The organism is Lacticaseibacillus styriensis, from assembly GCF_030770295.1.
Taxonomy (GTDB): Bacteria; Bacillota; Bacilli; order Lactobacillales; family Lactobacillaceae; genus Lacticaseibacillus; species Lacticaseibacillus casei.
This window is the reverse complement of the sequence record NZ_CP132483.1, coordinates 1,801,349-1,822,875: the sequence shown is the minus strand read 5'-3', so window position 1 is coordinate 1,822,875 and position 21,527 is coordinate 1,801,349. Positions and strand designations below refer to the sequence as shown.

Sequence of the window (21,527 nt, the reverse complement as noted above, 5' to 3'; positions counted from 1 at the left end):
GGCGAACGCGTTATGGTAATTTGGGCAACCGCGTGTTATCAGTTTGATGAGGAGGCAGCAAACAATCGATGTTACTGGGATTAAAAGCTAGTACAGATGAACGGCAGATTCGTGATCGGTTGCAGTATCATCCGGACGTATTTGAATTTCACTTAACCGAAAACGATTTTACGGCAACGGGATGGGCCCATTTTTTGAAAATGGTGACTTGGGTGCGCAGCCAAGTGCCTACAGTGGTTTTCCATCATCCGATGCGGTTCGGCGGTCAACGTAATGAATTAGCCATGAATCCGACCAAGTATCCGACGCGTTATGATTTTATGATGACTAGTTCGATTAAGCTCATGAATCTGGCCAAAAAGGTGAATGCGACGGCGTTGATCCATGGGGGTTATCGGGTGGACACACCAGGCGATTATGCTGGGTGGACGGACGTTGCCAAGGCGCAGGATGTTGCTTTAGCGCGGATGATTGCGTTTGCTCAGGAGGCACCGGGACACGTTGTCTTTGAAAACTCCATGTCCCCCATTTTTCGCTATGGCGATCCTGATTTTGAGGCGCGGATATTGCGTTGGCAGCTACCGTTAGCCTATGATACCAGCCACACCTTCATCACGCTTCACGGCGATAATGATCGGCTCATGGCCAGTCTGGCGAATCTAAAGCCTTTGGTTCGGCACTATCATCTTGTCGATTCGATGGGTAAAACGCATGACAGCCTGCCACTTGGGCAAGGCCGGATTGACTGGGCGCGGGTTTTGCCGCTGCTCAACCCTAAGGCCAGTCGGATTTATGAAATCGGATTGAAGGATCAATTCAACTGTGAAGAAATGATTGCCAGCCATCACTATTTAGAAAAGGTGGCTGAGGAATTAGCCGCAGCCAAGCACCCAGCCTAGTTAAGTAGTAAATCGTTCTGGCGCTTGATGAACCCAAAAAGAGCGCGTGGTCCATTTGCGTCAGTCAGATACAAAAATCGCGCTTGGAGATCCGGTTTATTTAATAAGAGCTGCAATTCCCAGACACGTAAAGGCGCTTTCCGGGTCAAGTTGGGTTTAAAAATCAGTTGCGGCTGATCGTCCGCGGTTGTCAGGATAAAGTCATCAAAACGGCTCGGTGTTGGTTGCGTGTCCAGCAACACGGAGGCGTTTTTGTTTTGGTCGGCTAATAACGCGAGTAAATCAATCACTCGCATGGTGGCGGCCTCCTTTCTAATGGCAAAAGTTAAGGATTCATGAAGAAGGTTGGTGCTTATCAGAACAATCGCATACAATTTAAGCAAGCTTATGTTTGATTTGGTTTTATGAGATGTAGATAGCATAACGAGTGGTTAATTTGCGCGGGAGGCTTGGGTGAATTTATAAGAACGTGCGCTGGCTTTGTAAGCACAGTTTTTGTGCAGGTGCCTGCCGACACTTCGGCTTCTAAGCGCGCCAGTTCACGCTCTCAAACGCGTTCACTGGCGCAGAAGCCTGCGTGTAAGGACCTCAGTCGCAATGGCCTAAGCCCGGGCCATCACGCCTGAGGCTACTTACACTTCGGCTTCTACCCGCGCCAGTTCACGCTCTCTAATTATAGCTCAGTGTTTTGCAGTTAAGTCTGTGATAAACTGTAACGGTTTATCTAAAAAGCGTAAGAAGCGCGATTGGACGTATTAGGAGGTCATCATGGAAGAAGTTGTCATTCTCAGTGCCAAGCGAACGCCGATTGGGAAGCTGGGCGGCGAGCTTGCTGGCGCCAGTGCGGTTGATTTGGGGGTTGCAGCGGCACAGGCAGCTATTAAAGCAGCGCGGGTTGATCCTGAACAATTGGATCAGGCTATTTTCGGGAATGTCTTACAGGCCGGTTCCGGTCAGAATGTGGCACGGCAAATTGCGTTAAAAAGCGGGATGGCAAATCGCTCCACGGCCATGACGGTCAATGAAGTGTGCGGATCCGGATTAAAGGCGATTCGGCTGGGACAGGCGGCGATTCAATTAGGCGAAGCCACTGCTGTGCTGGTTGGCGGTACAGAAAGTATGAGTCAGGTACCTTATTACGCCGAAGCCATGCGTGCCGGCCATAAATTTGGCGACACGGCATTTGTTGACGGATTGAGCCGCGACGGTTTAAATGACGCCTTCAGTCAGCAACCCATGGGGATCACCGCGGAAAATATTGCCACGCGCTTTGAGATTAGCCGTCGCGACCAAGATGAGTTTGCCTTGCGCTCCCATTTACGCGCGGCAGCTGCAGCGGCTGAAGGTCGATTTAAATCGCAGATGGCGCCAGTCACGATTGCCGGTCGCCATGGCGATGTCACCGTCGAAACCGATTCCGCCATCCGTCCAGACACGTCACTGGCCCAACTAGCCAAGCTGCCGCCGGTTTTTGAAGTTGGCGGTACGGTGACGGCTGGTAATGCAAGCGGTATTAATGATGGTGCTGCGGCTTTGGTTTTGATGGCCAAAAGTAAAGCCGAGCAACTAGGACTACATTATTTAGCGACGATTACCGATTATACTGAAGTCGGCATTGATCCGGATATCATGGGCTATGCGCCTAAATTGGCGATTGATCAATTGCTTCAGACCAATGGCACTTCGATCGCGTCCATTGATCAAGTCGAACTTAATGAAGCCTTTGCCTCCCAAAGCGTTGCGGTGATGCGTGACTTGGGCTTAACCGATGAACAGGTGAATATCAATGGCGGTGCCTTAGCGTTAGGGCATCCACTTGGGGCATCCGGTGCGCGCATTATGGTTTCATTACTTTATAACTTAGCAGAACGTGATGAAAAGACCGGTATTGCAGCTTTATGTGTCGGCGGCGGTATCGGCATCGCGATGCAAGTCGTCCGGCATGTTTAGGAGGGCGTGATGAAATTTTACGAAAAAACGCCTGAAGAAAGGCGCACGCAATTGATTCGCGAAGGTTCGCTGACGCAGGCGGATGCCAGTTTATTCGCGGCAACGTTATCCCTTCCTGCCGCAACCGAAGCGAAGCTGATCGAAAATTCAATCGGTGAATTTTCGCTACCTTTAGGGATTGCCCGAAATCTATTAGTGAATGGCCAGTTACATCAGGTGCCACTTGCCAACGAAGAACCTTCTGTTGTAGCAGCCGCCAGTAATGGTGCGCGGATTGCTGCCGAAAATGGCGGGGTTGTGGCACGGGTTGATTCGCATCAGGTGGTCACCGAGGTGGTTTTGACAGACTTAGCCGATTTGGAAGCTGCCAAGCAAACGGCTTTGGCCCATCAAGCAGACATCAAAGCGATTGTGGCAGCCGCCCATCCTTCCATGATTCAGCGTGGTGGCGGGTTAGTTGGCGTTGCCGTGTCGGTGTTAGCCAACCGTTTTTTGAAGATTCGCTTAACCCTTGACCCTAAAGAGGCGATGGGCGCCAATTATGCCAATACGGTAGCCGAAGCAGTTGCAGCAGTCGTTAAAACCTGGCTCAACGGAACGATTTTGGTCAGTATTTTAACAAATGCCCCAGCAGAGTTAGTGACCGCGACGGTGCAACTTGATCCGCCGACCCTTGCCACGAAGACAGCGTCAGGTGAGGTAATTGCCAAAAAAATCGTGCAACTTAGCGAATTGGCTTTTGTCGATCCGGAACGTGCCGTAACGCATAATAAAGGAATTCTTAACGGCGTCATTGGAGCAGTTTTGGCAACTGGCAATGACACGCGGGCGATTGCCGCAAGTGTGGGTGCTTTCGCAGCTGCTAGCGGCCAATATCAACCTTTATCGCGCTGGGTGATGCATGCCGGTAAGTTAGAAGGAACCTTGCAAATACCGTTACCGCTCGGAGCGGTCGGTGGTGCAATCGGTGCCTTGCCACTGGCACAAGCTGTCCGCCGCCTTGGTGGTTATCGAGATTTAGCCACCATGCAGCAGGTGATTGCGGCATTGGGCTTGGTGCAGAATCTTGCGGCATTGCGGGCACTGGCCGGACCGGGTATTCAAGCCGGGCATATGAAGCTGCAAGCTAATGCCTTAGCGATCGCGGCTGGTGCCGACGAACGCGAACTGCCTGCTCTGGTCGCTGCATTGCGGGAAGGGCAAATGGACCTAGCACATGCCAAAACTTATTTAGCAAACATTCGATCAAATCAGAAAGTAGGCCAATCAAACAATGAAAATCGGGATTGATGCCATTGCAATGGATACACCGGACTTTTACGTCGATTTAGTGGAACTCGCAAAGGTTCGGGGAGATGAACCGGACAAGTACACCATCGGTATCGGCCAAGATGAACAGGCGGTACCGCCTTCAAGTCAAGACATTGTGACCATGGGTGCCAATGCTGCAGCGCCACTGATGACCCCGGCAGTCTGGGACAGCCTGGGAATGGTGCTGGTCGGAACCGAAAGTGGTGTGGATGCAAGCAAATCGGCAGCGTTGTTTATTCATCAGCTGCTGGACTTGCCTGAATGGGTACGTGCAGTTGAATTAAAAGAAGCCTGTTATGGCGGAACCGCGGCTTTGATGATGGCGCGGGATTATGTTGCTGGGCATCCAGATAAAAGCGTGCTGGTCATTGCGGCTGATATTGCCCGGTACGGCTTGGCGACAGCGGGTGAAGTCACTCAAGGTGCCGGCGCCGTGGCGATGATCGTCAAGGCGGCTCCGCGACTGATCACGATCGAGCCGGATTCGGTTTATCGTTCGGCATCAATTAATGATTTTTGGCGGCCGGTTTATCAAGATACTGCAATTGCACAGGGAAAGTATTCCACTGAACAGTACCTGGCCTTCTTTCAGGCGGTCTGGGATCGTTATCAGACAGAAAACAGTTTGACCGCAGCTGATTTTGCGGGGATGACCTTCCATTTGCCTTACACCAAAATGGGCAAAAAGGCGTTGGATTTAGTCTTGCCCGAAGCCGACGACCAGACTGTGAGCCGGTTAAAGAAACGTTTTGACGCTAGCACCCGTTACTGCCGCCGGATCGGAAATATTTACACGGGATCGCTTTATTTGGGTCTGCTTTCCTTATTGGAGCACGATGCAACACTGCAGGCCGGCGACCGTATCGGGCTCTTTTCATATGGCTCGGGTGCCGTGGCGGAGTTCTTCAGCGGGATTTTGCAGCCGGGCTTTAAGGATCAACTAAACTCGGCCGCCCACGCGCGTCAGTTAGATGAGCGACAACAGTTGACGGTGCCGGAATACGAGGCCCTGTTCAGCGACAAGGTGCCTTATGATCCCGAAGATTATCGGCCGGATCCAGCGTACTTCCGTGGCAAATTTGTGTTGACTGGCGTGGTTGGGCAAGAGCGCTTGTACGAAAAGCGGCCGGCTAATTCATCGACTTCGACACGTTAATCTGATTTGTGGCTGGTTATTTTATGGCGGTTATTTTCGGCAAACGGTATGAAACATGTCAATCTGTATTAGTCAATTTGGTTGACTGTTATGGTTCCAACGGGCTTATTATGCCGGTCATGGAAGCGATTACTAGGCTTTTGGCTTTTTTGCAAGATTAGTTGAGGTGAAAGGGCTTGCATTGCTGACGATTAATTGTTATACTCATTTTTGTAATGAACTTACAAAATGTAAGTAATAATGGAGGCAAGTGTCATGACAGAAAAAATCAACGCTGCAGACGCAATGATCAAGGTGCTCGAAGACTGGGGCATTCATAACATTTATGGGTTGCCTGGTGGTTCTTTTGATAGCACGATGAATGCACTTTATAATCGGCGTCACACGATCAACTATGTTCAGGTTCGGCATGAAGAAGTCGGTGCGTTAGCCGCAGCCGGTGAAGCTAAAGTAACTGGCCGCATTGGCGCAACGTTTGGTTCTGCTGGGCCTGGGGCAGTACATCTGCTGAATGGGTTGTATGATGCTCAATACGATCATGTGCCGGTTTTGGCTTTGGTCGGGCAGGTGCCGACTGCTGCCATGAACACCAACTTTTTCCAGGAAATGAATGAGAATCCGATGTTTGCCGATGTTTCGGTTTACAATCGGACAGCGATGACGGCTGCTCAGTTGCCACATGTGGTTGACGAGGCCATTCGCCAGGCATACAAGCATCAGGGTGTGGCAGTGGTGACGATTCCTAAAGATCTTGGTTGGGAACAGATTGATGACAATTATGTATCATCGGCCAACCTTTATCAGAAACCGCTTTTGCCTGAGCCGGACCCGGAGCAGGTTGCGACAGCTTGGAGCATCATCAAAGGTGCCAAGAAGCCGATTTTATACGTTGGTAATGGCGCGCGTGGTGCTCGGGACGAGATTATCGCTTTTTCTGAAAAAACGCACATTCCGATTATCACGACGGCTTTGGCAAAAGGCGTTGTTCCTGACGACTACAAGGCAAATATGGGTTCTGCCGGCCGGGTTGCGTCCAAGCCGGGCGTTGAGGTTGCCCGTGGTGCCGATATGGTCTTGTTCCTTGGTTCGGATTTCCCATTCCAGCCATACTTTATCGCACCGAATGCCAAATATATTCAAGTTGATATTGATGCCAGCAAGTTTGGCCGACGTCACACCGTTGATTTAGCGGTTCTTGCTGATGCCAAGAAGTTCATCAAAGCATTGACCAACGTCGCTGAGCCATTACCGGAAACGGCTTGGTATCGCGCTTCATTAGCCAATAAGGCAAACTGGGTTGATTGGATGAAGTCTTTTGAAGACGACGCTGAAACGCCATTGCGGGTTGAGCCAATCTTCAAGCTCATCAATGAAATGGCGGAAAAGGATGCCATTTTCCAAGTCGACGTTGGTAACGTGACGATTAACGGGATGCGCTATCTTAAGGCTAACGATGATCAGGCCTTCACCACGTCCGGCTGGTATGCGACGATGGGTTATGCGTTGCCAGCAGCGATTGGGGCACAATCAGAGTTCCCGGATCGTCAGGTATGGTCAATCTCTGGTGATGGTGGCTTTGCGATGGTGATGCAAGACATTATGACACAAGTGAAGTATCACCTGCCGATCATTAACGTGGTTTTGACGAACCAAAGCCTAGGGTTCATCGAAGCAGAGCAGGATGATACGCACCAGCCACACTCAGGAGTTGATCTGATCGGTGCCGATTATGGCAAAGCTGCCGAAGCCATGGGCGCTCAAGGTTTTGAAGTCCACACCCTGGATGAACTTAAGGATGCGTTTGCTAAGGCGAAGGATCGGAAGGGTCCGGTTGTGATTGATGTGAAGATTTCCAACTTGCGGCCGATTCCGGTTGAGCAATTGGTTCTCGACAAGCAAACCCAGGATCCCGAAGCCGTTGATGCCTTCGTGAAGAAGTATCATGCCGAGAGTCTGATCCCGTTCCGGCAATTGCTTGAAGATGCAGAAAAAACCACTGCGAATGTTTAGTTGAGTCATAAAAAAAGCTTCCGTTCATCAGATTGTTATCTGGTGGCGGAAGCTTTTTTGATTAGCTAGGCTTAAGGTTTGCTCGGACTTTTATGGCCGCAACCAACGCTGCTTCATCGGTGTAGATGGCGCCATTGAGTTTGATTAGCCCTGTCGTATAAAGATTTAGATAATGGAATTGATTTTCGGCAACCCGTTGCAAGGCGTCAAGCTTTTGCTGATTAGTAGCGCCAAGACGCCGACTGTCGGTGTAAAGGCCGAGTATCGGGATTTTGGTGGCATAGGCGACCCCAATTTCAGTGGCCACCCCATTATCGATGACTGGGCCGTCTAAGATAGCCACCAACAGATCAGCAGCCTCCAGGCGATCAGTATCAGCCTGGGCGATCATTTTGGAATCGGCATAAGCTTCCTTATTGTTAATTGCCGCGTTTTCTTGAGGCACATACAGATCGACCTCAGGAACGGCGGTGCGAATTTGCGCGGCTAATTTTGCGTTGTAATCAAAGTCGGCATGACTGAAAAGGGCGTTGGCAAAATAAATTTTCATGGCAGGAACCTCGCTTTGAATGGATGAATTGGGGGAAGAATGGGGATTGGTGAAGATGCTGCTTCATTTAACGCGATTAGCGTCGCGTAAACTTAACAACCGCCTCACAGCGCGCCGTTTGTGGGAACATGTCGATGCTTTGAATCCAATCGACCTTGTAATGTTTGGCCAGAGGAACGAGATCCCGCGCTAACGTTGAGGGGTTGCAGGAAATATAAACGAACTTCTTAGGATTAAGGTTCAGCAAGGCATCGATAAATGGACGTTCAAGGCCGGCACGCGGCGGGTCGACAATCACGGCGTCAGGGTGAATTCCTTCTTCCAGCCACTTAGGAAACAGTGTCTCGGCTTTGCCAACAAAATAATGGGCCTGGGTAAAGCCATTATGAGCCGCGTTGGCCTTCGCGTCGGCAATCGCTTCAGGCACCGTATCCATGCCGTAGATTGTCTGGTATCGGTCAGCGAGGCTGATACCGACAGTGCCGATTCCACAATACGCATCGACCAGTGTATCGCATGGTGCCAATTCAAGGGCATCTTTTGCGACAGTATAAAGACGTTCTGTTTGCGCTGGATTAAGTTGCAAAAAGGCTTGTGGCGACACCTGAAAAGTGCGGCCTAACAACGTCTCTTGAATATAAGGCTGGCCAGCCAATAGTCGGCTTTCCTTGCCCCAGATCAACGATGTATTGCCGGGGTTAATATTTTGAGCAATGCTGACGACCATAGGCAAGCGCGTTGCAATGGCCGCGACTAATTTTGTCTGCTGCGGTAGTTTAGCGCTGTTGGTAATGAACGTGACTTGCACTTCACCAGTTGCAAAAGACTCCCGAACGACCAACGTTTTGACAATGCCGGCGTTCTTTTTTTCTTCGTAAATTGGAATCTGGAGCTCTTCAAGCAGCTGACACAAAGCAGTCACGACTTTCATCGTTAATGGTGCTTGCGTCAAAAAATGGGTTAACGGGACGAGATGATGTGAGCCGGGCGCATATAAGCCGGCGCGAACATGACCATCAATGACCCGAACTGGGAACTGAGCCTTGTTGCGATAATGCGTCGGGTGTGCCATGCCGATGGTTGGCTTTAAGTCATAATGCTGCCAGCCGGCTGGTTTGAACTTGGCTAAGGCCTGTGCGACCACATCCCGTTTGAAGCGCAATTGTGCCGGATAAGCAAGGTGGTTTAATTCGATCCCGCCGATCTGCCCATAGAGCGGTTCCGTGGGTTTCACCCGATCAGGTGAGGCCGAACGAATTTTGTGCACCTTGGCTTCAAGATAGCGGTCATGAATCGCTGTTACTTCAGCAACGACAACCTCGCCGGGGAGCGCACCGGTGACAAAGGTGATTTTGCGTTGATAGTACCCGATACCTGCGCCGTTGATATCCAAACGCTTGATAGTCAATGGAAAACGTTGTCCGATTTTAACCGTGGTTGCCATAAATACTCCTTTACGCTGACAAATGGTGACGATCCCTGAAAAATTCTAGTATAATGTACTTTCAGGAGGATTGACTGTGAAAATTACTTATTCGAATACCATGAGCAAAAAAATGACGGCGACCGTTTGGCAAAACGAAACGCCACATGTCATGCACGTTGGCGAAACGTTAGATCTCAAAGTCCAACGCGGCGACAAAATAACCTATAAAGTTGGCAGATTGAACAAGGTACATGCGATTGATTATCAAAGTCCTGAGGCTAAATTTGAAATTCAGATCAATCGCAGCCTGCAAAATGCCTACTTTGTCGTGATGTTTCTGATGGTGGTTTTTTTGTGGTTTAACCGCAATAGTAACTTAAACAACACGATGTTGGTTACCGCGGTCGTTCTGGGACTGGCCGGCTATGAGGCGTTGGTTTATTTTGTCGGCTATACCGCCAAGCCTTTTCACTAAAATAAAAAGGTTCACAACTGCGCTGATGAGCCGTGTTGACGCTGTAATTGTTTGAGTCGGCGATAAAGATTGAAATAATCTAAATCAGTCGGTTCCGGCATCCAGGTAATCAGCGGGGTTGCGGGATCAAACGGGTGGCCCAGACGCGGGATCACCCGTTTTGGTTTGGTGAGGCTGGTGATGATCAAATCCGGTTTAACCGCTGCATCAGGTGGCACAACCCGGATAAAGCCCAGATCATCCAAAAAGTTGAGCAAGTCCCGTTTGGCAAACGAGTCATGCTCGATGAGAACATTGACAACCATCTGCATGTCCCGGTTAAGTTCAGGATAATTGTCTCTCACCAACAGATACAGGCCGCTGACGAACGGCTCGGGGAAGTCAGCAAAAATGGATTCAGGCATCGATTTAGGAATTTTTTTGAGGTACTGTTGAATTTCCGCAGCTAATTGACTGCTGTCGGCTTCTTCGTAAGGTGATTGGGCAAAGTCGATGCGCTGGCTAAATCGCCCATCGAGTACATATTCATTAAAACTGAGACGATACAGATTAGCAATCATGACTTGGCTTTCGGCAATCAGCTGGCGATCCGTTTCTTGCAGCTGATCGTTCAAGTGGCTGAGCAACCCAAAAACAAATCGATTCACGAGGTTATCGGTTTCATCGAAATGTTCGATGATTTGCCGATCAAGCGTTTGCGGTTGCCGAGTCACGGTCATAAAATACATGCGCATAAAATAATAAAATTGTTTTTCCGCCTTTAGTTCTGACGCTGACAGATTAGGAAACCGTGATTGGGTAAAAATCAAATCCGGCAGGTCATCGTGTCCGGAAAAAAGCAGCTGCATGCGGCGATTCGGCAATAGGGCATGGCCTGCTTTGATCCGCATCAGCTGAATGGCAAGAATGACCAATGCTTCCTTGGACATCGGTTGCACCGGTACCAACAAAAAGGTTGGCGCAACCTGATTAATCTCCGTCAAAAGCGTCTTTGCCTGCTGCTCCTGATCAGCTGAAAACGGCCAGCCCGCACCACGATAAGCAAGCATAAAAAAGGTAAACATCGCCAAGCGGATATGTAGCTCATCACCTTCGATTGCCCAGGTTGTGCTGTTGAGACTGACGCCATTGTCCGCCAAGTAATCCCGAAATGGGGTAATCCGGCGTCTCAAGGTTGAAACACTTGTCTGGTGATTTTCTTTAAATCGGTGAAAATCAGGATGCGGATTTTTAAACACGTCATCAAAGAATTCAAACGGCAGGCTGTCTTTAAGCAAGGCAAAGCGGTATTGGTTGAGCGTGACCCGTTTTAAAAATTGGGTAAAATTTGCCTCGTCAACGGCTTCGTCAGGAATGATTTTATTAAGCTGAACCAAAACGGTCTGAAATGCCGTGTAGGTTTGCGAGTATGATAAACCTGTTGTGCGGCTAAGTGCATTGATCGATATGGTTGTTTGTGGCAAGGTCTTCATTGCCCGAAATAGTTGATAATTAATCAAACTATGACGGTCAAAAAAACTAGCTTCAAACATAACAGACCTCCATCTTATTTATCAAAAGTATAACATAAGTGATGACATGATTAGAAAGGTGGTCAAAAGCGCATGGGGCAAATTACAAAGATAACAGCGCAAAAACGGCGGGGACGCTATAATATTTTTTTGGACGGTGAGTATGCCTTTCCGGTCAGTGAGACGACATTGGTGAATTATCAGCTCGCCAAAGGGATGACACTCACACCAGCGGAGGAGGCCCAGATCAAGGACAGCGAAGTCGTTGCCATGGGTTTGGAGATTGGTTTGAATTATATCAATCATCAAAGTCGCACTCGCCATGAAGTCAAGGAACGGTTGGCGAAAGAAGAATTTCCAGAAGACGTCATCGGCCAAATCTTACAGCGTTTAACCGAGTTGGGGTTTTTAAACGATGCCGAGTATGTTCAGCGTTATTTAGAAGCCAATAGCAAAATGGGCGAAGCCGGACCACGCATGGTGCGTCACAAGCTTGAACAGAAAGGCATTGCGGCCGATTTGTTAACCGAGCAACTGGCCACCATCCCTTCAACAACCTGGACTGAAGCAGCGGTGCGTGCGGGTCAAAAAAATCTGCGCCACCATCAAAACCGGGCATTTAAGGATCAATTACAGCGACTGCGGATTGCCTTGATTCAAAAAGGTTTTGACGAAGCAACGATTACTGCCGCGATTGAAATTCTCGATCCGCAACCGGATGCAGAAAGTGAGCTGGCACTTTTAAAAGCCGAGGCAGCGAAACAGTGGCGGTTAAAACAACATTACGAAGCGCGAATTCGTAAGCAAAAGGTCAAGTCGGCCTTATTTCGCAAGGGGTTCGATTTGGATGCCATCGATGATGTTTTGGCGGATTTGGCAGAAAAGGACTAGAGCTCTAGTTTTTTAGCGGTATCCGATAAGCTTTGTTATAATGGAAATCGGAATTTTAGAAAGCGGGTTTTGTATGCTGATCCCTAAAGAAGGCGACTCGTTCGCCATTCAGAGTTATAAACATGATGGCAGTTTGCATCGCACCTGGCGTGACACGATGGTGCTTAAAACGAGTGAAGACGCCTTGATCGGCTGCAATGATCATACCTTGGTCACCGAGTCTGACGGGCGTCGCTGGTTGACGCGGGAGCCGGCAATTATTTTCTTTCACAAGCATTACTGGTTCAATGTGATTGCGATGATTCGTGAAGGCGGCGTTTCGTATTATTGCAACTTGGCGACCCCTTTTACCATGGATCAGGAAGCACTGAAATATATTGATTACGATTTAGATGTCAAAGTGTTTGCGGACGGGGAAAAGCGCCTGCTGGATGTTGATGAATATGAAGCCCACCGCAAAATGTGGCAGTACCCCGCCACGACGGATCGTATTTTGAAAGCCAACGTTAAAGTGCTGGTCGATTGGATCAACCACGGTAAGGGGCCTTTTTCCCAAGCCTATGTAGATTTGTGGTATCGCCGGTACTTACAATTGGCCCATCGAATCTGAAGACGGTATGAATGTTGGAGGCAATATGAAACAAATTCCGCAACAACCTGCACAATTATTTGCAGGTCATGCTTATACAACCGAAAGTAGCGATCAACTCGGCACGTTTCGCCCTGCGTGGACGGATTTCGAACAGCGACTGGGATTTAAATCGCTTGATCAGTTGGCCAAAACGCCTAACCGAACGGCGATGGTGATCTTTTCGCCGTATGATACCTTTCTGTACTGGATTGGCAGCTTATTGCCGGCGGGGACAGATGTACCAAAAGCTTACGACTGTTTCCAACTGCCAGCGGCGACGGCCGGGCAAGTGAAGCAACCGGCCAGTCAAGTTTTGGCAAAAGAATTACCGTTGGCTACCAGCTTTAATAAAGGCTTACAGATCATCGAGCAGGCAGGGTATCCGCTCCCGGAACGCCTAGGTCAGACGGATCATCCGTATTATTTAGAAAGTTATCTGCTTGATGGGGCGGCGGTCAAAACGGTGGCTTATCGCCTTTATATTGATCCGGATCAGTTGACCGGGGTTGACGAATATGAATAAAAAAGCAAGCCCGGCATGGCCTGCTTGCAGTGATGGGCTTCTAATAAAATCAAATTAGAAGCGTATTTTTTTCAAATTTGAATGGTTTAATCGGACTAACCTGAAGCACCGCCTAATCTAGTTTCAGTATCATTTCACGATGGCGAATGCCGGCATCCAGGAATTCCGGTCGATTCGTTAATTCAAATCCTAAAGTTTTATAAAAACCAACTGCCTGAATCTGGGCGCCGAGTTTTAGAAACGCCACATGGTGCTGGCGGGCATATTTGATGATGGCGGTTAGCACCATTTTGCCAAGGCCATGCTTGCGGTAGACCTTTTCCACGGCAACGCGTTGAACGTGATAGCCGTTTGCTTCCGGTAAAATTCGAGCAGTAGCCACAGGCAAGCCAGCGTCATAAAGGACAAAGTAGGTGGCTTTTCCTTCATCACTGTCGACTTCCAGATCTGCCGGGACGTGCTGTTCCTTGACGAAAACATGTGTCCGGATCTGAACGCTATCTTGGTGAATCGGTGAATCTAAAGCAGTTGTTGTCTTTACTTCCAAGGTACGAACCTTCTTTCCGTTTTGATAAATTGTTTGCTATTATAACACTAGCGAGAAGAGGTTGGGGAGGCCAATTATGTTTGATAAGTTACGCCATTCAAAATTAATGTTCTGGTCAGTCGAGTTATTGGTACTGATTTTCGTGGTGATCGGCTTAACCCAGGTCTCGTTCTTATTTGCGCCGGTTGCAACGTTCTTTTCAACGCTGCTGATCCCGATTCTGTCGGCCGGATTTTTGTTCTATTTGTTTAATCCGATTGTGAAGCTGTTGCAGCGGCTTCATATCAGTCGCAATATTTCGATTCTTTTGATTTTCCTAGTCGTCATCGGTGCCATTGTTCTGATTGTCATGGCCGTCTTGCCGAATCTGATCTATCAGGTTACGCAATTCGTTACCAATATCCCGGACTTCTTAAAAGGGCTGCGATCCTTTATCAGTAAGGCGTCGCACTATACTTGGTATCAACGGCTTAACATTGGTAAATATGTGGCAAGTTTACAAATATCGCCGAGCAAATTGTTGAGCCAGGTGTTAGGCAGCTTTTCAAGCGGCCTGCCAGGTATGATTGGCTCCTTGGCAAGCATTGTGGTCAGCATTATTACGATTCCGGTGATGCTCTTTTACTTCCTTAAAGACGGCGAAAACTTCGTGCCAAGTATTCAGCGACTCTTACCGCGGCGGTATCATGCGGAGGTGGCAACAGTGTTCACACGCTTGAATGCCACACTATCGCATTATATCGGTGGTCAGGCAATTGAATGTTTATTCGTTGGCACCTTTACCTTTATTGGCTATCTGATCATTGGCATGCCATACGCGTATCTGCTGGGTTTCATTGCCGGTGTGGTCACCATCATTCCTTATTTGGGACCGTATATTGGCATTGCCCCAGCGCTGGTCATTGCGGCAACCCAGGGATGGACCAAAGTTTTGCTGGTTGTCTTGGTTGTTGTCATTATTCAGATGACTGACGGGAACTTCATCTATCCTAATGTCATCGGTCGGTCTTTGGACATTCATCCGTTAACCATCATCATTTTGCTGATGGTGGCGGGCAATTTATGGGGGCTACTGGGCACTATTTTGGCTGTACCGACTTATGCCGTGATCAAAACCGTCATTACTTACTTATACGAACTATATCGGTTCCATCAAGAACATAAGGATGACGAAGATTTTGATGATGAGCGCGAACTACCCGAGCCGACCCCACAGGACGGCGCGCAGCACGATTCTGAATTGAAAAAGAAATAAGGACTTGCTATACTGAAGTGATCGAACTACGGGGATGAGTCCCCGTTTTTTTTACGAAAGGTTGTGTTTTTGAATGGGCAGTGACCCAGACGGTCAGATATGGGGACAGTTAATCCTCATTATCTTTTTGACTTTAATTAATGCAGGATTTGCTGCCGCAGAAATTGCGGTCGTTTCAAGCTCACGTACCCGAATGCAAGCACAGGCAGACAAGGGTGATCGAAAGGCAGCTAAGTTGGTTGCCATTATGAAGGATTCCAGCCGGTTTTTGGCCACGATTCAAGTCGGCATTACCTTTGCCGGATTTTTTGCGTCGGCTTCGGCGGCAACCACGTTGGCTGATCGGATTGCGCCGATTTTTGGTAACTGGTCTTTTGCGCATGAAGCAGCGGTGATTTTAGTCACGTTGATCTTATCGTATTTTTCGCTCGTCTTCGGTGAACTTTATCCCAAGCAAGTGGCGCTTCAACGGGCAGAACGCGTGGCCAAGATGAGTGTGACACCGATTAGTTGGTTAGCGACCTTAATGCGTCCGTTTGTCTGGCTTTTGTCGGCATCAACTCAACTTTTAATGAAGTTGACCCCCATGGAATTTAACCACCAAGGCGAATCTGTTACGCGTGAAGAAATGGTCGCCATGATCGAAAATGGTCGGAATGCCGGCGCCATTGATCCTGATGAATATCAAATGTTTGAAGGGATTATCTCGTTGTCAGACACAATGGCCCGCGAAGTGATGGTCCCACGAACAGATGCCTTCATGATTGATGCCGAAGAACCTGATCAAAAAGCAATCGACGCGATTTTAAATAATATTTATTCACGAATCCCGGTTTACGAAGAGGATAAGGACCATGTCATCGGGATTGTCCATATCAAGAACTTACTCAAGGAGGCACGGCGAGTCGGTTTTGAACATGTTAAAATCGAATCGGTGATGACGGAGCCGGTGTTTGTGCCGGAAACCATTACCGTGGATGCATTGCTCAAGGAAATGCAAACCCGCCAACAACAAATCGCCATTCTTTTGGATGAGTATGGCGGTGTTGTTGGCATTGTCACGATTGAAGATTTACTTGAAGAAATCGTCGGCGATATTGATGATGAATCGGATCAGGCGGAGCAGCTTTATACGAAACAAACGGAGCATGACTATGTCGTTTCCGGGCGGATGCCGATTTCGGAGTTCAATGATTTATTCAAAACCAGTCTGGATGTGCCGGATGTTGATACCATCGCCGGCTATGTGTTGACGCAGCTTGGTGCGATCCCTTCGACGCATCATAGCGAAAAGCTTGAGCTGGCACCGGGCGTCATGTTGTCGACCGGCAAAGTGGAAGGGTCACGGCTTGTCAACGTTCACATTCATTTAACTGATGTGCCGACGTTAGAGACATCGACAGAAGTGTCGTCCAAGGAGACGGATAGCTAGCACGGCTCAAAATGACATAGAGCAGATGCTGGCAGTAACTTTGAACATTTTGGAAGGAACCAGATAATGAAACCACAGGAATTAGCACAAGAAGTCGCAAAACGGCGGACATTTGCGATTATTTCTCACCCGGATGCTGGGAAGACTACGATTACCGAGCAGTTATTGCTGTTTGGGGGCGTTATCCGTGAAGCCGGAACGGTTAAAGGCCGAAAGTCCGGGCATTTTGCCAAATCGGATTGGATGGAAATCGAAAAGAAACGTGGTATTTCGGTTACGAGTTCGGTGATGCAGTTCGATTATCAAGGCAAACGTATTAATATTTTGGATACCCCTGGGCACGAGGACTTTTCCGAAGATACGTATCGGACGCTGATGGCTGTCGATGCTGCCGTGATGGTGATTGATTCGGCGAAAGGGATCGAAGCCCAGACGAAGAAGCTGTTTAAAGTTGTTAAGCAGCGTGGTATTCCTATTTTTACCTTCATGAACAAATTGGATCGTGACGGCCGCGAGCCGTTGGATTTGATTGCTGAATTGGAAGATTTGCTGGGCATTGAAGGTTATGCGATGAACTGGCCGATTGGGATGGGCAAAGGCTTGAAAGGGCTGTACGATCGGGTGAATAACCGGATCGAACTGTACCGACGAGAAGGTGACGATCGGTTTTTGCCGCTTAATGATAAAGGCGAGCTTGATCCCAGTGAACCATTGACTCAGGATTCCATTTACACGCAAACGATGGATGACATCGAGCTGTTAAACGATGCGGGTAATCAATTTAGCCTCAAGAAAATCATGGCTGGTGATCAGACGCCGGTTTTCTTCGGATCAGCCTTAACTAATTTCGGCGTTGAAACCTTTTTAAAAAGTTTCGTGAAATATGCGCCTGAGCCGGGTCCCAAAAAGACCGAGCAAGGTGATGAAGTGATGCCGACCAATCCGGAATTCTCAGCGTTCGTCTTCAAGATCCAAGCGAATATGAACCCGGCCCATCGCGATCGGATTGCGTTTGTGCGAATTGTTTCCGGCGAATTTGAGCGCGGCATGGATGTCGTTTTACATCGTACCGGTAAAACGATGCGGTTGAATAATTCGACCGAATTTATGGCAGACAGCCGCGAAACCGTTTCGACTGCGGTTGCCGGAGATATCGTCGGCTTATATGACACCGGTAATTTTCAGATTGGCGATACCATTTATCAAGGTAAAACGCCGATCCAATTTGAAAAGTTGCCACAGTTTACCCCAGAAATCTTCGTGCGCGTCACCCCTAAAAATGTCATGAAACAAAAGTCATTTCATAAGGGCATGCAGCAGCTGGTTCAAGAAGGGGCGGTCCAACTTTATAAGACTTACCATACAAATGACTACATTCTCGGTGCGGTCGGGCAATTGCAGTTTGAAGTTTTCCAGTTCCGGATGTTGCATGAATATCACTCCGAGGTTGTGATGACCCCGATCGGTTCGCGCATTGCTCGCTGGATTGATCCGGATCAAATGGACGAAAAGATGAGCAGTTCGCGGAACTTGCTCGTGCAAGACATTCACGGTGATCCGTTGTTCTTGTTTGAAAACCAATACGCCGAGCGGTGGTTTGCGGACAAGTATCCGGATGTGAAATTGACGGCTAAGCTTTAATCTTGGCAACAAAAAAACGGCTGTTGGCCGCTTTTTTGTTGCCGGATTTTGAGGTGCCTTTTCGCTTATACACGAGAACCATGACGATGCATCGTTTGATCGCCTAACGAACGAACAAAAGCCCTCTTTTATTCAGCCTGACGTTCTAGCTTAGGCACCGTTACCTCGGCTAAATGGTGGCCCATGATTGGCGAAACCTCGTCAATGGACTTTTTGAGCAGCCGGTCAAGCGTGAAGGCAATTTCCTCACGTTGAATGTTGCGGCGTTCGTTGGTGAACAGTATCTCGATGTGTGAAGGTGCTTCTGTATAAACAACGGTGGTTTGACCGAGTGAAAAGACTTTGACAAGTCGGGCATCAGTGCCGCTCAGTTGCTGGCTTACCAAATTTCTAAAGCTGTTGGTGACATTAATTAGTCGCATGGTCAGGCCCTCCATTTCTCTTCCTACTGGTTTTATTATAAAACAATTTAAGGAAAAATAATATTATGTACAATCGAAAGCCCGCGAACATTTTGTCCGCGGGCTTTCTGTCTTTGCATCAATCATCCTGATCGTTATGATCGGGTGATGTTTGATGTTTGCTGGTTGTTACTTTTTACTGGTTTTTGAAGGCGTTTCGGCTTTCGCAGGTTCGCCAACCGTAATTTCACCATTGCTGATGCGTGCTTCAAGTTCCTTGGCATCCGGATGATCCAGATAGAAGTCAGCTACCCGATCTTCAATCTGTTCCTGGATTACCCTGCGTAATGGCCGCGCACCCATGGATGGATTGTAACCCAGACTGACCAGCTTCTCTTTGACCGGATCGGTGACATGAATCGTCAGACCCTGACTCTTGAGATTATTGTTGGTGTCAGTGATCATTAAGGAAACGATCTTCAACAAGTCATCTTTAGAAAGTGGCTTGAATTCAACAATATCATCGAAACGGTTGAGGAATTCCGGCTTGAAGTAATTGCCAAGCTGATCCAGAACGCTGTGCGTCTTGCCACTCAAGGTTGCACCAAAACCGACATTAGCCTCGGCGTCAGTTGATCCGGCGTTGGACGTCATGATGATGATGGTGTCCTTGAAGGAAACGGTACGGCCTTGCGAATCTGTCAAGCGGCCATCATCCAGAATCTGCAGGAACATGTTCATAACATCGGGATGGGCTTTTTCAATTTCATCTAACAAAATCAGACTATAAGGATTCCGCCGAACTTTTTCAGTTAACTGGCCGGCTTCCTCGTAGCCAACATAGCCTGGCGGTGACCCGATCAGTTTGGAGACGCTGAATTTCTCCATGTACTCCGACATGTCAAACCGAATCATGGCATCTTCCGAACCGAACAGCTCTTTGGCAAGCTGCTTGGCCAGCTCGGTTTTACCAACACCGGTAGGCCCAACGAAGAGGAAGGAACCGATTGGCCGGCCGGTCTTATTGAAGCCAATCCGGTTACGGCGAATGGCCCGCGCAACCTTGTCAACCGCCTCGTTTTGACCGATGACGTGCTTTTCAAGATCGCTGGCAAGGTTCTTCAACTGTGCCTGTTCTTGTGCTTTCAGTTCACCGACAGGAATGTTGGTCTTTTCTTCGACAATCTTTTCCATGTCCTTTTCGGTGACAGTTGGCACTTCATTTTCAGGGAGATTTGATTGCTTCTTGGCCATGTCTTCTAATTTCGTGACTTGATCGCGATAGAAGGCGGCTTTTTCGTAATCTTCCTGTTTCAGTGCTGCCTGTTTTTGATTCTCGGCATCCGCAATCTTGGTTTTAATCGTTTCAGGATCAACGGTCGCAATCGTCAGATTCTTACGGGATCCGGCTTCGTCCAACAGGTCAATGGCCTTGTCGGGCAAAAAGCGATCCTGAATGTAGCGGTTGCTGAGTGTAGCTGCGGCTTCAATCGCGGCTTCCGTGTACTTAACGTGATGGAAGTCTTGATAACGCGGCTGCAAGCCTTTCAGAATTTTAATGGTTTCGTCAACGCTAGGTTCTTCAACCATGACTGGCTGGAGTCGCCGAGCAAGTGCGGAATCTTTTTCAATTTGCCGATACTCGTTGCTGGTGGTTGCGCCAACCAGTTGCAATTCGCCACGAGCGAGGGCAGGTTTCAAAACGTTGCCTGCATCCATACCGCCTTCAGCGTTGCCGGCACCGACAATTTCGTGAATTTCATCAATAAATAGGATAATGTTTTTATTTTGTTTGAGTTCATCGATCAATTGTTGCATCCGCTGCTCGAATTGACCACGAATACCGGTTCCTTGAACGAGGGAAACGACATCAAGGCGAATAACGTGACGATCCTGGAGTTTTGCCGGTACGTCGCCATTGGCAATCTTCAAAGCCAAGCCTTCGACGACAGCGGTTTTACCGACACCGGCTTCACCGATCAGAACCGGGTTATTCTTCGTCCGGCGATTCAGGATTTCGATCACCCGTGAAATTTCCTTGTCGCGGCCGATGACCGGATCAATTTGGCCTTTGCGTGCCTGTTCGGTCAGATCAACACCGAATTGACCCAGTAATCCCTTACCGCCATTGCCATTGCGGCCGTTGTTACCATTGCCGCCGCGTCCTGCCTGAGTAGGCGGGATCTGCGCGTTAGGCTGTTGCGGCCGATCCATTCCCTGATTCATCGCACGGAAGATATCATCTAAGCTCCCGAACCCAAACGGATCAGTAGCATTTGTTGGATTCATATTTCCTCCTGCTTGTTTCTTGAGTAATTGATAACAGTTTTGGCAGAGATTGATCTCCTGCCGCGTTCCGTTAACAACGGTTGAAAGATGAATAGTGGCTGGATTCTTATGACAGTTTTCACATAACATTTTGTCACAACCTTCCTGTCTAATTAGGTGCCACATATAGTCGAAAAAGGTTTGACCTTTCTTGACCTATGGCAATAGTATACACCCTCATGTTGAGAATGCAAGCACTCGACACACAAGAGTGCTAAAAAGTTCCAAATATTTCAGTGATATCAGGCATTAGCGCTTTTTCAATGCCTACTTTTATGCTAACCTTATGGAGTGAGGTGAGGCAAATAGATGACTCAGGATTATGTCGCTTTAATGGATGAGTTAAAGACTGGTCAGCGTGACAAGATCACGGTGACGCCCGAAACATTCATGGCGTTTCGGGCGGCATGGACAAATTATCCCGATCGTGAAGAAATTGTGGGGACGGCAAAACGCGATGGTGTCATCGAATACCATTACCGGTCAGTTGATTCCCGCTAAATAAGCGTCAAATCTCATGTGACGCTTGTGGCAAGCTACAAAAAATGGTAAGGTTTACATGAATTGTTTTAGGTGTTAGTGTGCCTATA

The 21,527-nt window shown here is 48.4% G+C and carries 20 protein-coding genes; 13 read left to right on the top strand and 7 right to left on the bottom strand.

Annotated elements, in window-relative coordinates; genetic code table 11:
• Positions 1 to 68: 68 nt before the first annotated feature.
• On the top strand, positions 69 to 899 hold the full coding sequence (locus tag LACSTY_RS08740) for a TIM barrel protein (RefSeq protein WP_087912352.1): 831 nt from the start codon (positions 69 to 71) through the stop codon (positions 897 to 899).
• On the opposite strand, the gene LACSTY_RS08735 is transcribed toward LACSTY_RS08740, so the two are convergent.
• Positions 896 to 1,195: a hypothetical protein gene (locus LACSTY_RS08735; protein ID WP_087912351.1), complete on the bottom strand. Its 300-nt coding sequence runs from the start codon at positions 1,193 to 1,195 to the stop codon at positions 896 to 898. The two genes, LACSTY_RS08740 and LACSTY_RS08735, sit on opposite strands and share 4 nt — an antisense overlap.
• Before the next feature lie 472 nt (positions 1,196 to 1,667).
• Between LACSTY_RS08735 and LACSTY_RS08730 the strand changes: the two genes are divergently transcribed.
• The 4 genes from LACSTY_RS08730 to spxB all read left to right on the top strand — a co-directional run bounded on the left by LACSTY_RS08730 (position 1,668) and on the right by spxB (position 7,326).
• Positions 1,668 to 2,849: a thiolase family protein gene (locus LACSTY_RS08730; RefSeq protein WP_087912350.1), complete on the top strand. Its 1,182-nt coding sequence runs from the start codon at positions 1,668 to 1,670 to the stop codon at positions 2,847 to 2,849.
• 9 nt (positions 2,850 to 2,858) lie between these two features.
• Complete coding sequence (locus tag LACSTY_RS08725; RefSeq protein ID WP_087912349.1) at positions 2,859 to 4,139, top strand: hydroxymethylglutaryl-CoA reductase, degradative; 1,281 nt, start codon at positions 2,859 to 2,861, stop codon at positions 4,137 to 4,139.
• Positions 4,123 to 5,316 carry a hydroxymethylglutaryl-CoA synthase gene (locus LACSTY_RS08720; RefSeq protein ID WP_087912348.1) on the top strand — a complete coding sequence of 398 codons (1,194 nt, stop codon included), beginning with the start codon at positions 4,123 to 4,125 and terminating at the stop codon, positions 5,314 to 5,316. The genes LACSTY_RS08725 and LACSTY_RS08720 overlap by 17 nt, the downstream gene beginning before the upstream one ends.
• 255 nt (positions 5,317 to 5,571) lie before the next feature.
• Entirely contained in the window at positions 5,572 to 7,326 is a 1,755-nt protein-coding gene (spxB, locus tag LACSTY_RS08715; protein ID WP_087912347.1) for a pyruvate oxidase, read from the top strand.
• 61 nt (positions 7,327 to 7,387) lie between these two features.
• Here the strand turns inward: spxB and LACSTY_RS08710 are convergent, their stop codons facing one another.
• On the bottom strand, positions 7,388 to 7,876 hold the full coding sequence (locus LACSTY_RS08710; protein ID WP_087912346.1) for a nucleoside 2-deoxyribosyltransferase: 489 nt from the start codon (positions 7,874 to 7,876) through the stop codon (positions 7,388 to 7,390).
• 76 nt (positions 7,877 to 7,952) lie between these two features.
• Positions 7,953 to 9,320: a 23S rRNA (uracil(1939)-C(5))-methyltransferase RlmD gene (rlmD, locus tag LACSTY_RS08705; protein ID WP_087912345.1), complete on the bottom strand. Its 1,368-nt coding sequence runs from the start codon at positions 9,318 to 9,320 to the stop codon at positions 7,953 to 7,955.
• A 76-nt stretch (positions 9,321 to 9,396) separates the two neighbouring features.
• Between rlmD and LACSTY_RS08700 the strand changes: the two genes are divergently transcribed.
• Positions 9,397 to 9,777: a hypothetical protein gene (locus tag LACSTY_RS08700; RefSeq protein WP_087912344.1), complete on the top strand. Its 381-nt coding sequence runs from the start codon at positions 9,397 to 9,399 to the stop codon at positions 9,775 to 9,777.
• 11 nt (positions 9,778 to 9,788) lie between these two features.
• Here the strand turns inward: LACSTY_RS08700 and LACSTY_RS08695 are convergent, their stop codons facing one another.
• Entirely contained in the window at positions 9,789 to 11,309 is a 1,521-nt protein-coding gene (locus LACSTY_RS08695; protein ID WP_087912343.1) for a helix-turn-helix domain-containing protein, read from the bottom strand.
• A gap of 72 nt (positions 11,310 to 11,381) precedes the next feature.
• On the opposite strand from LACSTY_RS08695, the gene recX reads away from it, so the two are divergent.
• The 3 genes from recX to LACSTY_RS08680 all read left to right on the top strand — a co-directional run bounded on the left by recX (position 11,382) and on the right by LACSTY_RS08680 (position 13,333).
• Positions 11,382 to 12,179: a recombination regulator RecX gene (gene recX / locus LACSTY_RS08690; protein ID WP_087912342.1), complete on the top strand. Its 798-nt coding sequence runs from the start codon at positions 11,382 to 11,384 to the stop codon at positions 12,177 to 12,179.
• Positions 12,180 to 12,252: 73 nt separating this feature from the next.
• Positions 12,253 to 12,789 (top strand): nucleoside tri-diphosphate phosphatase, encoded by a 537-nt coding sequence (ntdP, locus tag LACSTY_RS08685; protein ID WP_010487673.1) that lies wholly within the window; start codon positions 12,253 to 12,255, stop codon positions 12,787 to 12,789.
• 25 nt (positions 12,790 to 12,814) lie between these two features.
• Positions 12,815 to 13,333 (top strand): hypothetical protein, encoded by a 519-nt coding sequence (locus LACSTY_RS08680; protein WP_087912341.1) that lies wholly within the window; start codon positions 12,815 to 12,817, stop codon positions 13,331 to 13,333.
• Positions 13,334 to 13,445: 112 nt separating this feature from the next.
• Here LACSTY_RS08680 and LACSTY_RS08675 read toward each other — a convergent pair whose 3' ends face one another.
• Positions 13,446 to 13,880, bottom strand: a complete 435-nt coding sequence (locus LACSTY_RS08675) for a GNAT family N-acetyltransferase (protein ID WP_087912340.1) — start codon at positions 13,878 to 13,880, stop codon at positions 13,446 to 13,448.
• A gap of 76 nt (positions 13,881 to 13,956) precedes the next feature.
• Between LACSTY_RS08675 and LACSTY_RS08670 the strand changes: the two genes are divergently transcribed.
• From LACSTY_RS08670 to LACSTY_RS08660, 3 genes are all read left to right on the top strand, one after another.
• A complete protein-coding gene (locus LACSTY_RS08670; protein ID WP_087912339.1) occupies positions 13,957 to 15,135 on the top strand; it encodes an AI-2E family transporter in 1,179 nt (392 codons plus the stop codon).
• 73 nt (positions 15,136 to 15,208) lie between these two features.
• On the top strand, positions 15,209 to 16,567 hold the full coding sequence (locus LACSTY_RS08665) for a hemolysin family protein (RefSeq protein WP_087912338.1): 1,359 nt from the start codon (positions 15,209 to 15,211) through the stop codon (positions 16,565 to 16,567).
• Between the two features lie 66 nt (positions 16,568 to 16,633).
• Positions 16,634 to 18,208, top strand: a complete 1,575-nt coding sequence (locus tag LACSTY_RS08660; RefSeq protein WP_087912337.1) for a peptide chain release factor 3 — start codon at positions 16,634 to 16,636, stop codon at positions 18,206 to 18,208.
• Between the two features lie 128 nt (positions 18,209 to 18,336).
• Here the strand turns inward: LACSTY_RS08660 and LACSTY_RS08655 are convergent, their stop codons facing one another.
• Both LACSTY_RS08655 and LACSTY_RS08650 read right to left on the bottom strand, forming a co-directional pair.
• Entirely contained in the window at positions 18,337 to 18,630 is a 294-nt protein-coding gene (locus tag LACSTY_RS08655) for a DUF1827 family protein (protein ID WP_025012683.1), read from the bottom strand.
• Between the two features lie 168 nt (positions 18,631 to 18,798).
• The gene (locus tag LACSTY_RS08650; RefSeq protein WP_225362685.1) at positions 18,799 to 21,027 is read right to left on the bottom strand and encodes an ATP-dependent Clp protease ATP-binding subunit; all 2,229 of its coding nucleotides are present in this window, start codon (positions 21,025 to 21,027) and stop codon (positions 18,799 to 18,801) included.
• Between the two features lie 219 nt (positions 21,028 to 21,246).
• On the opposite strand from LACSTY_RS08650, the gene ykzS reads away from it, so the two are divergent.
• A complete protein-coding gene (gene ykzS, locus LACSTY_RS08645; protein WP_010487689.1) occupies positions 21,247 to 21,438 on the top strand; it encodes a protein YkzS in 192 nt (63 codons plus the stop codon).
• Positions 21,439 to 21,527 lie beyond the last annotated feature (89 nt).

Coding starts and splice junctions, on each gene's coding strand:
- LACSTY_RS08720 (WP_087912348.1), top strand. CDS start 4,123: ATGAAAATCGGGATTGATGCCATTGCAATGGATACACCGGACTTTTAC.
- ykzS (WP_010487689.1), top strand. CDS start 21,247: ATGACTCAGGATTATGTCGCTTTAATGGATGAGTTAAAGACTGGTCAG.
- spxB (WP_087912347.1), top strand. CDS start 5,572: ATGACAGAAAAAATCAACGCTGCAGACGCAATGATCAAGGTGCTCGAA.
- LACSTY_RS08740 (WP_087912352.1), top strand. CDS start 69: ATGTTACTGGGATTAAAAGCTAGTACAGATGAACGGCAGATTCGTGAT.
- LACSTY_RS08665 (WP_087912338.1), top strand. CDS start 15,209: ATGGGCAGTGACCCAGACGGTCAGATATGGGGACAGTTAATCCTCATT.
- LACSTY_RS08680 (WP_087912341.1), top strand. CDS start 12,815: ATGAAACAAATTCCGCAACAACCTGCACAATTATTTGCAGGTCATGCT.
- LACSTY_RS08655 (WP_025012683.1), bottom strand. CDS start 18,630: ATGCGACTAATTAATGTCACCAACAGCTTTAGAAATTTGGTAAGCCAG.
- LACSTY_RS08725 (WP_087912349.1), top strand. CDS start 2,859: ATGAAATTTTACGAAAAAACGCCTGAAGAAAGGCGCACGCAATTGATT.
- LACSTY_RS08735 (WP_087912351.1), bottom strand. CDS start 1,195: ATGCGAGTGATTGATTTACTCGCGTTATTAGCCGACCAAAACAAAAAC.
- LACSTY_RS08670 (WP_087912339.1), top strand. CDS start 13,957: ATGTTTGATAAGTTACGCCATTCAAAATTAATGTTCTGGTCAGTCGAG.
- LACSTY_RS08710 (WP_087912346.1), bottom strand. CDS start 7,876: ATGAAAATTTATTTTGCCAACGCCCTTTTCAGTCATGCCGACTTTGAT.
- LACSTY_RS08650 (WP_225362685.1), bottom strand. CDS start 21,027: ATGTTATGTGAAAACTGTCATAAGAATCCAGCCACTATTCATCTTTCA.
- ntdP (WP_010487673.1), top strand. CDS start 12,253: ATGCTGATCCCTAAAGAAGGCGACTCGTTCGCCATTCAGAGTTATAAA.
- LACSTY_RS08730 (WP_087912350.1), top strand. CDS start 1,668: ATGGAAGAAGTTGTCATTCTCAGTGCCAAGCGAACGCCGATTGGGAAG.
- LACSTY_RS08695 (WP_087912343.1), bottom strand. CDS start 11,309: ATGTTTGAAGCTAGTTTTTTTGACCGTCATAGTTTGATTAATTATCAA.
- recX (WP_087912342.1), top strand. CDS start 11,382: ATGGGGCAAATTACAAAGATAACAGCGCAAAAACGGCGGGGACGCTAT.
- rlmD (WP_087912345.1), bottom strand. CDS start 9,320: ATGGCAACCACGGTTAAAATCGGACAACGTTTTCCATTGACTATCAAG.
- LACSTY_RS08660 (WP_087912337.1), top strand. CDS start 16,634: ATGAAACCACAGGAATTAGCACAAGAAGTCGCAAAACGGCGGACATTT.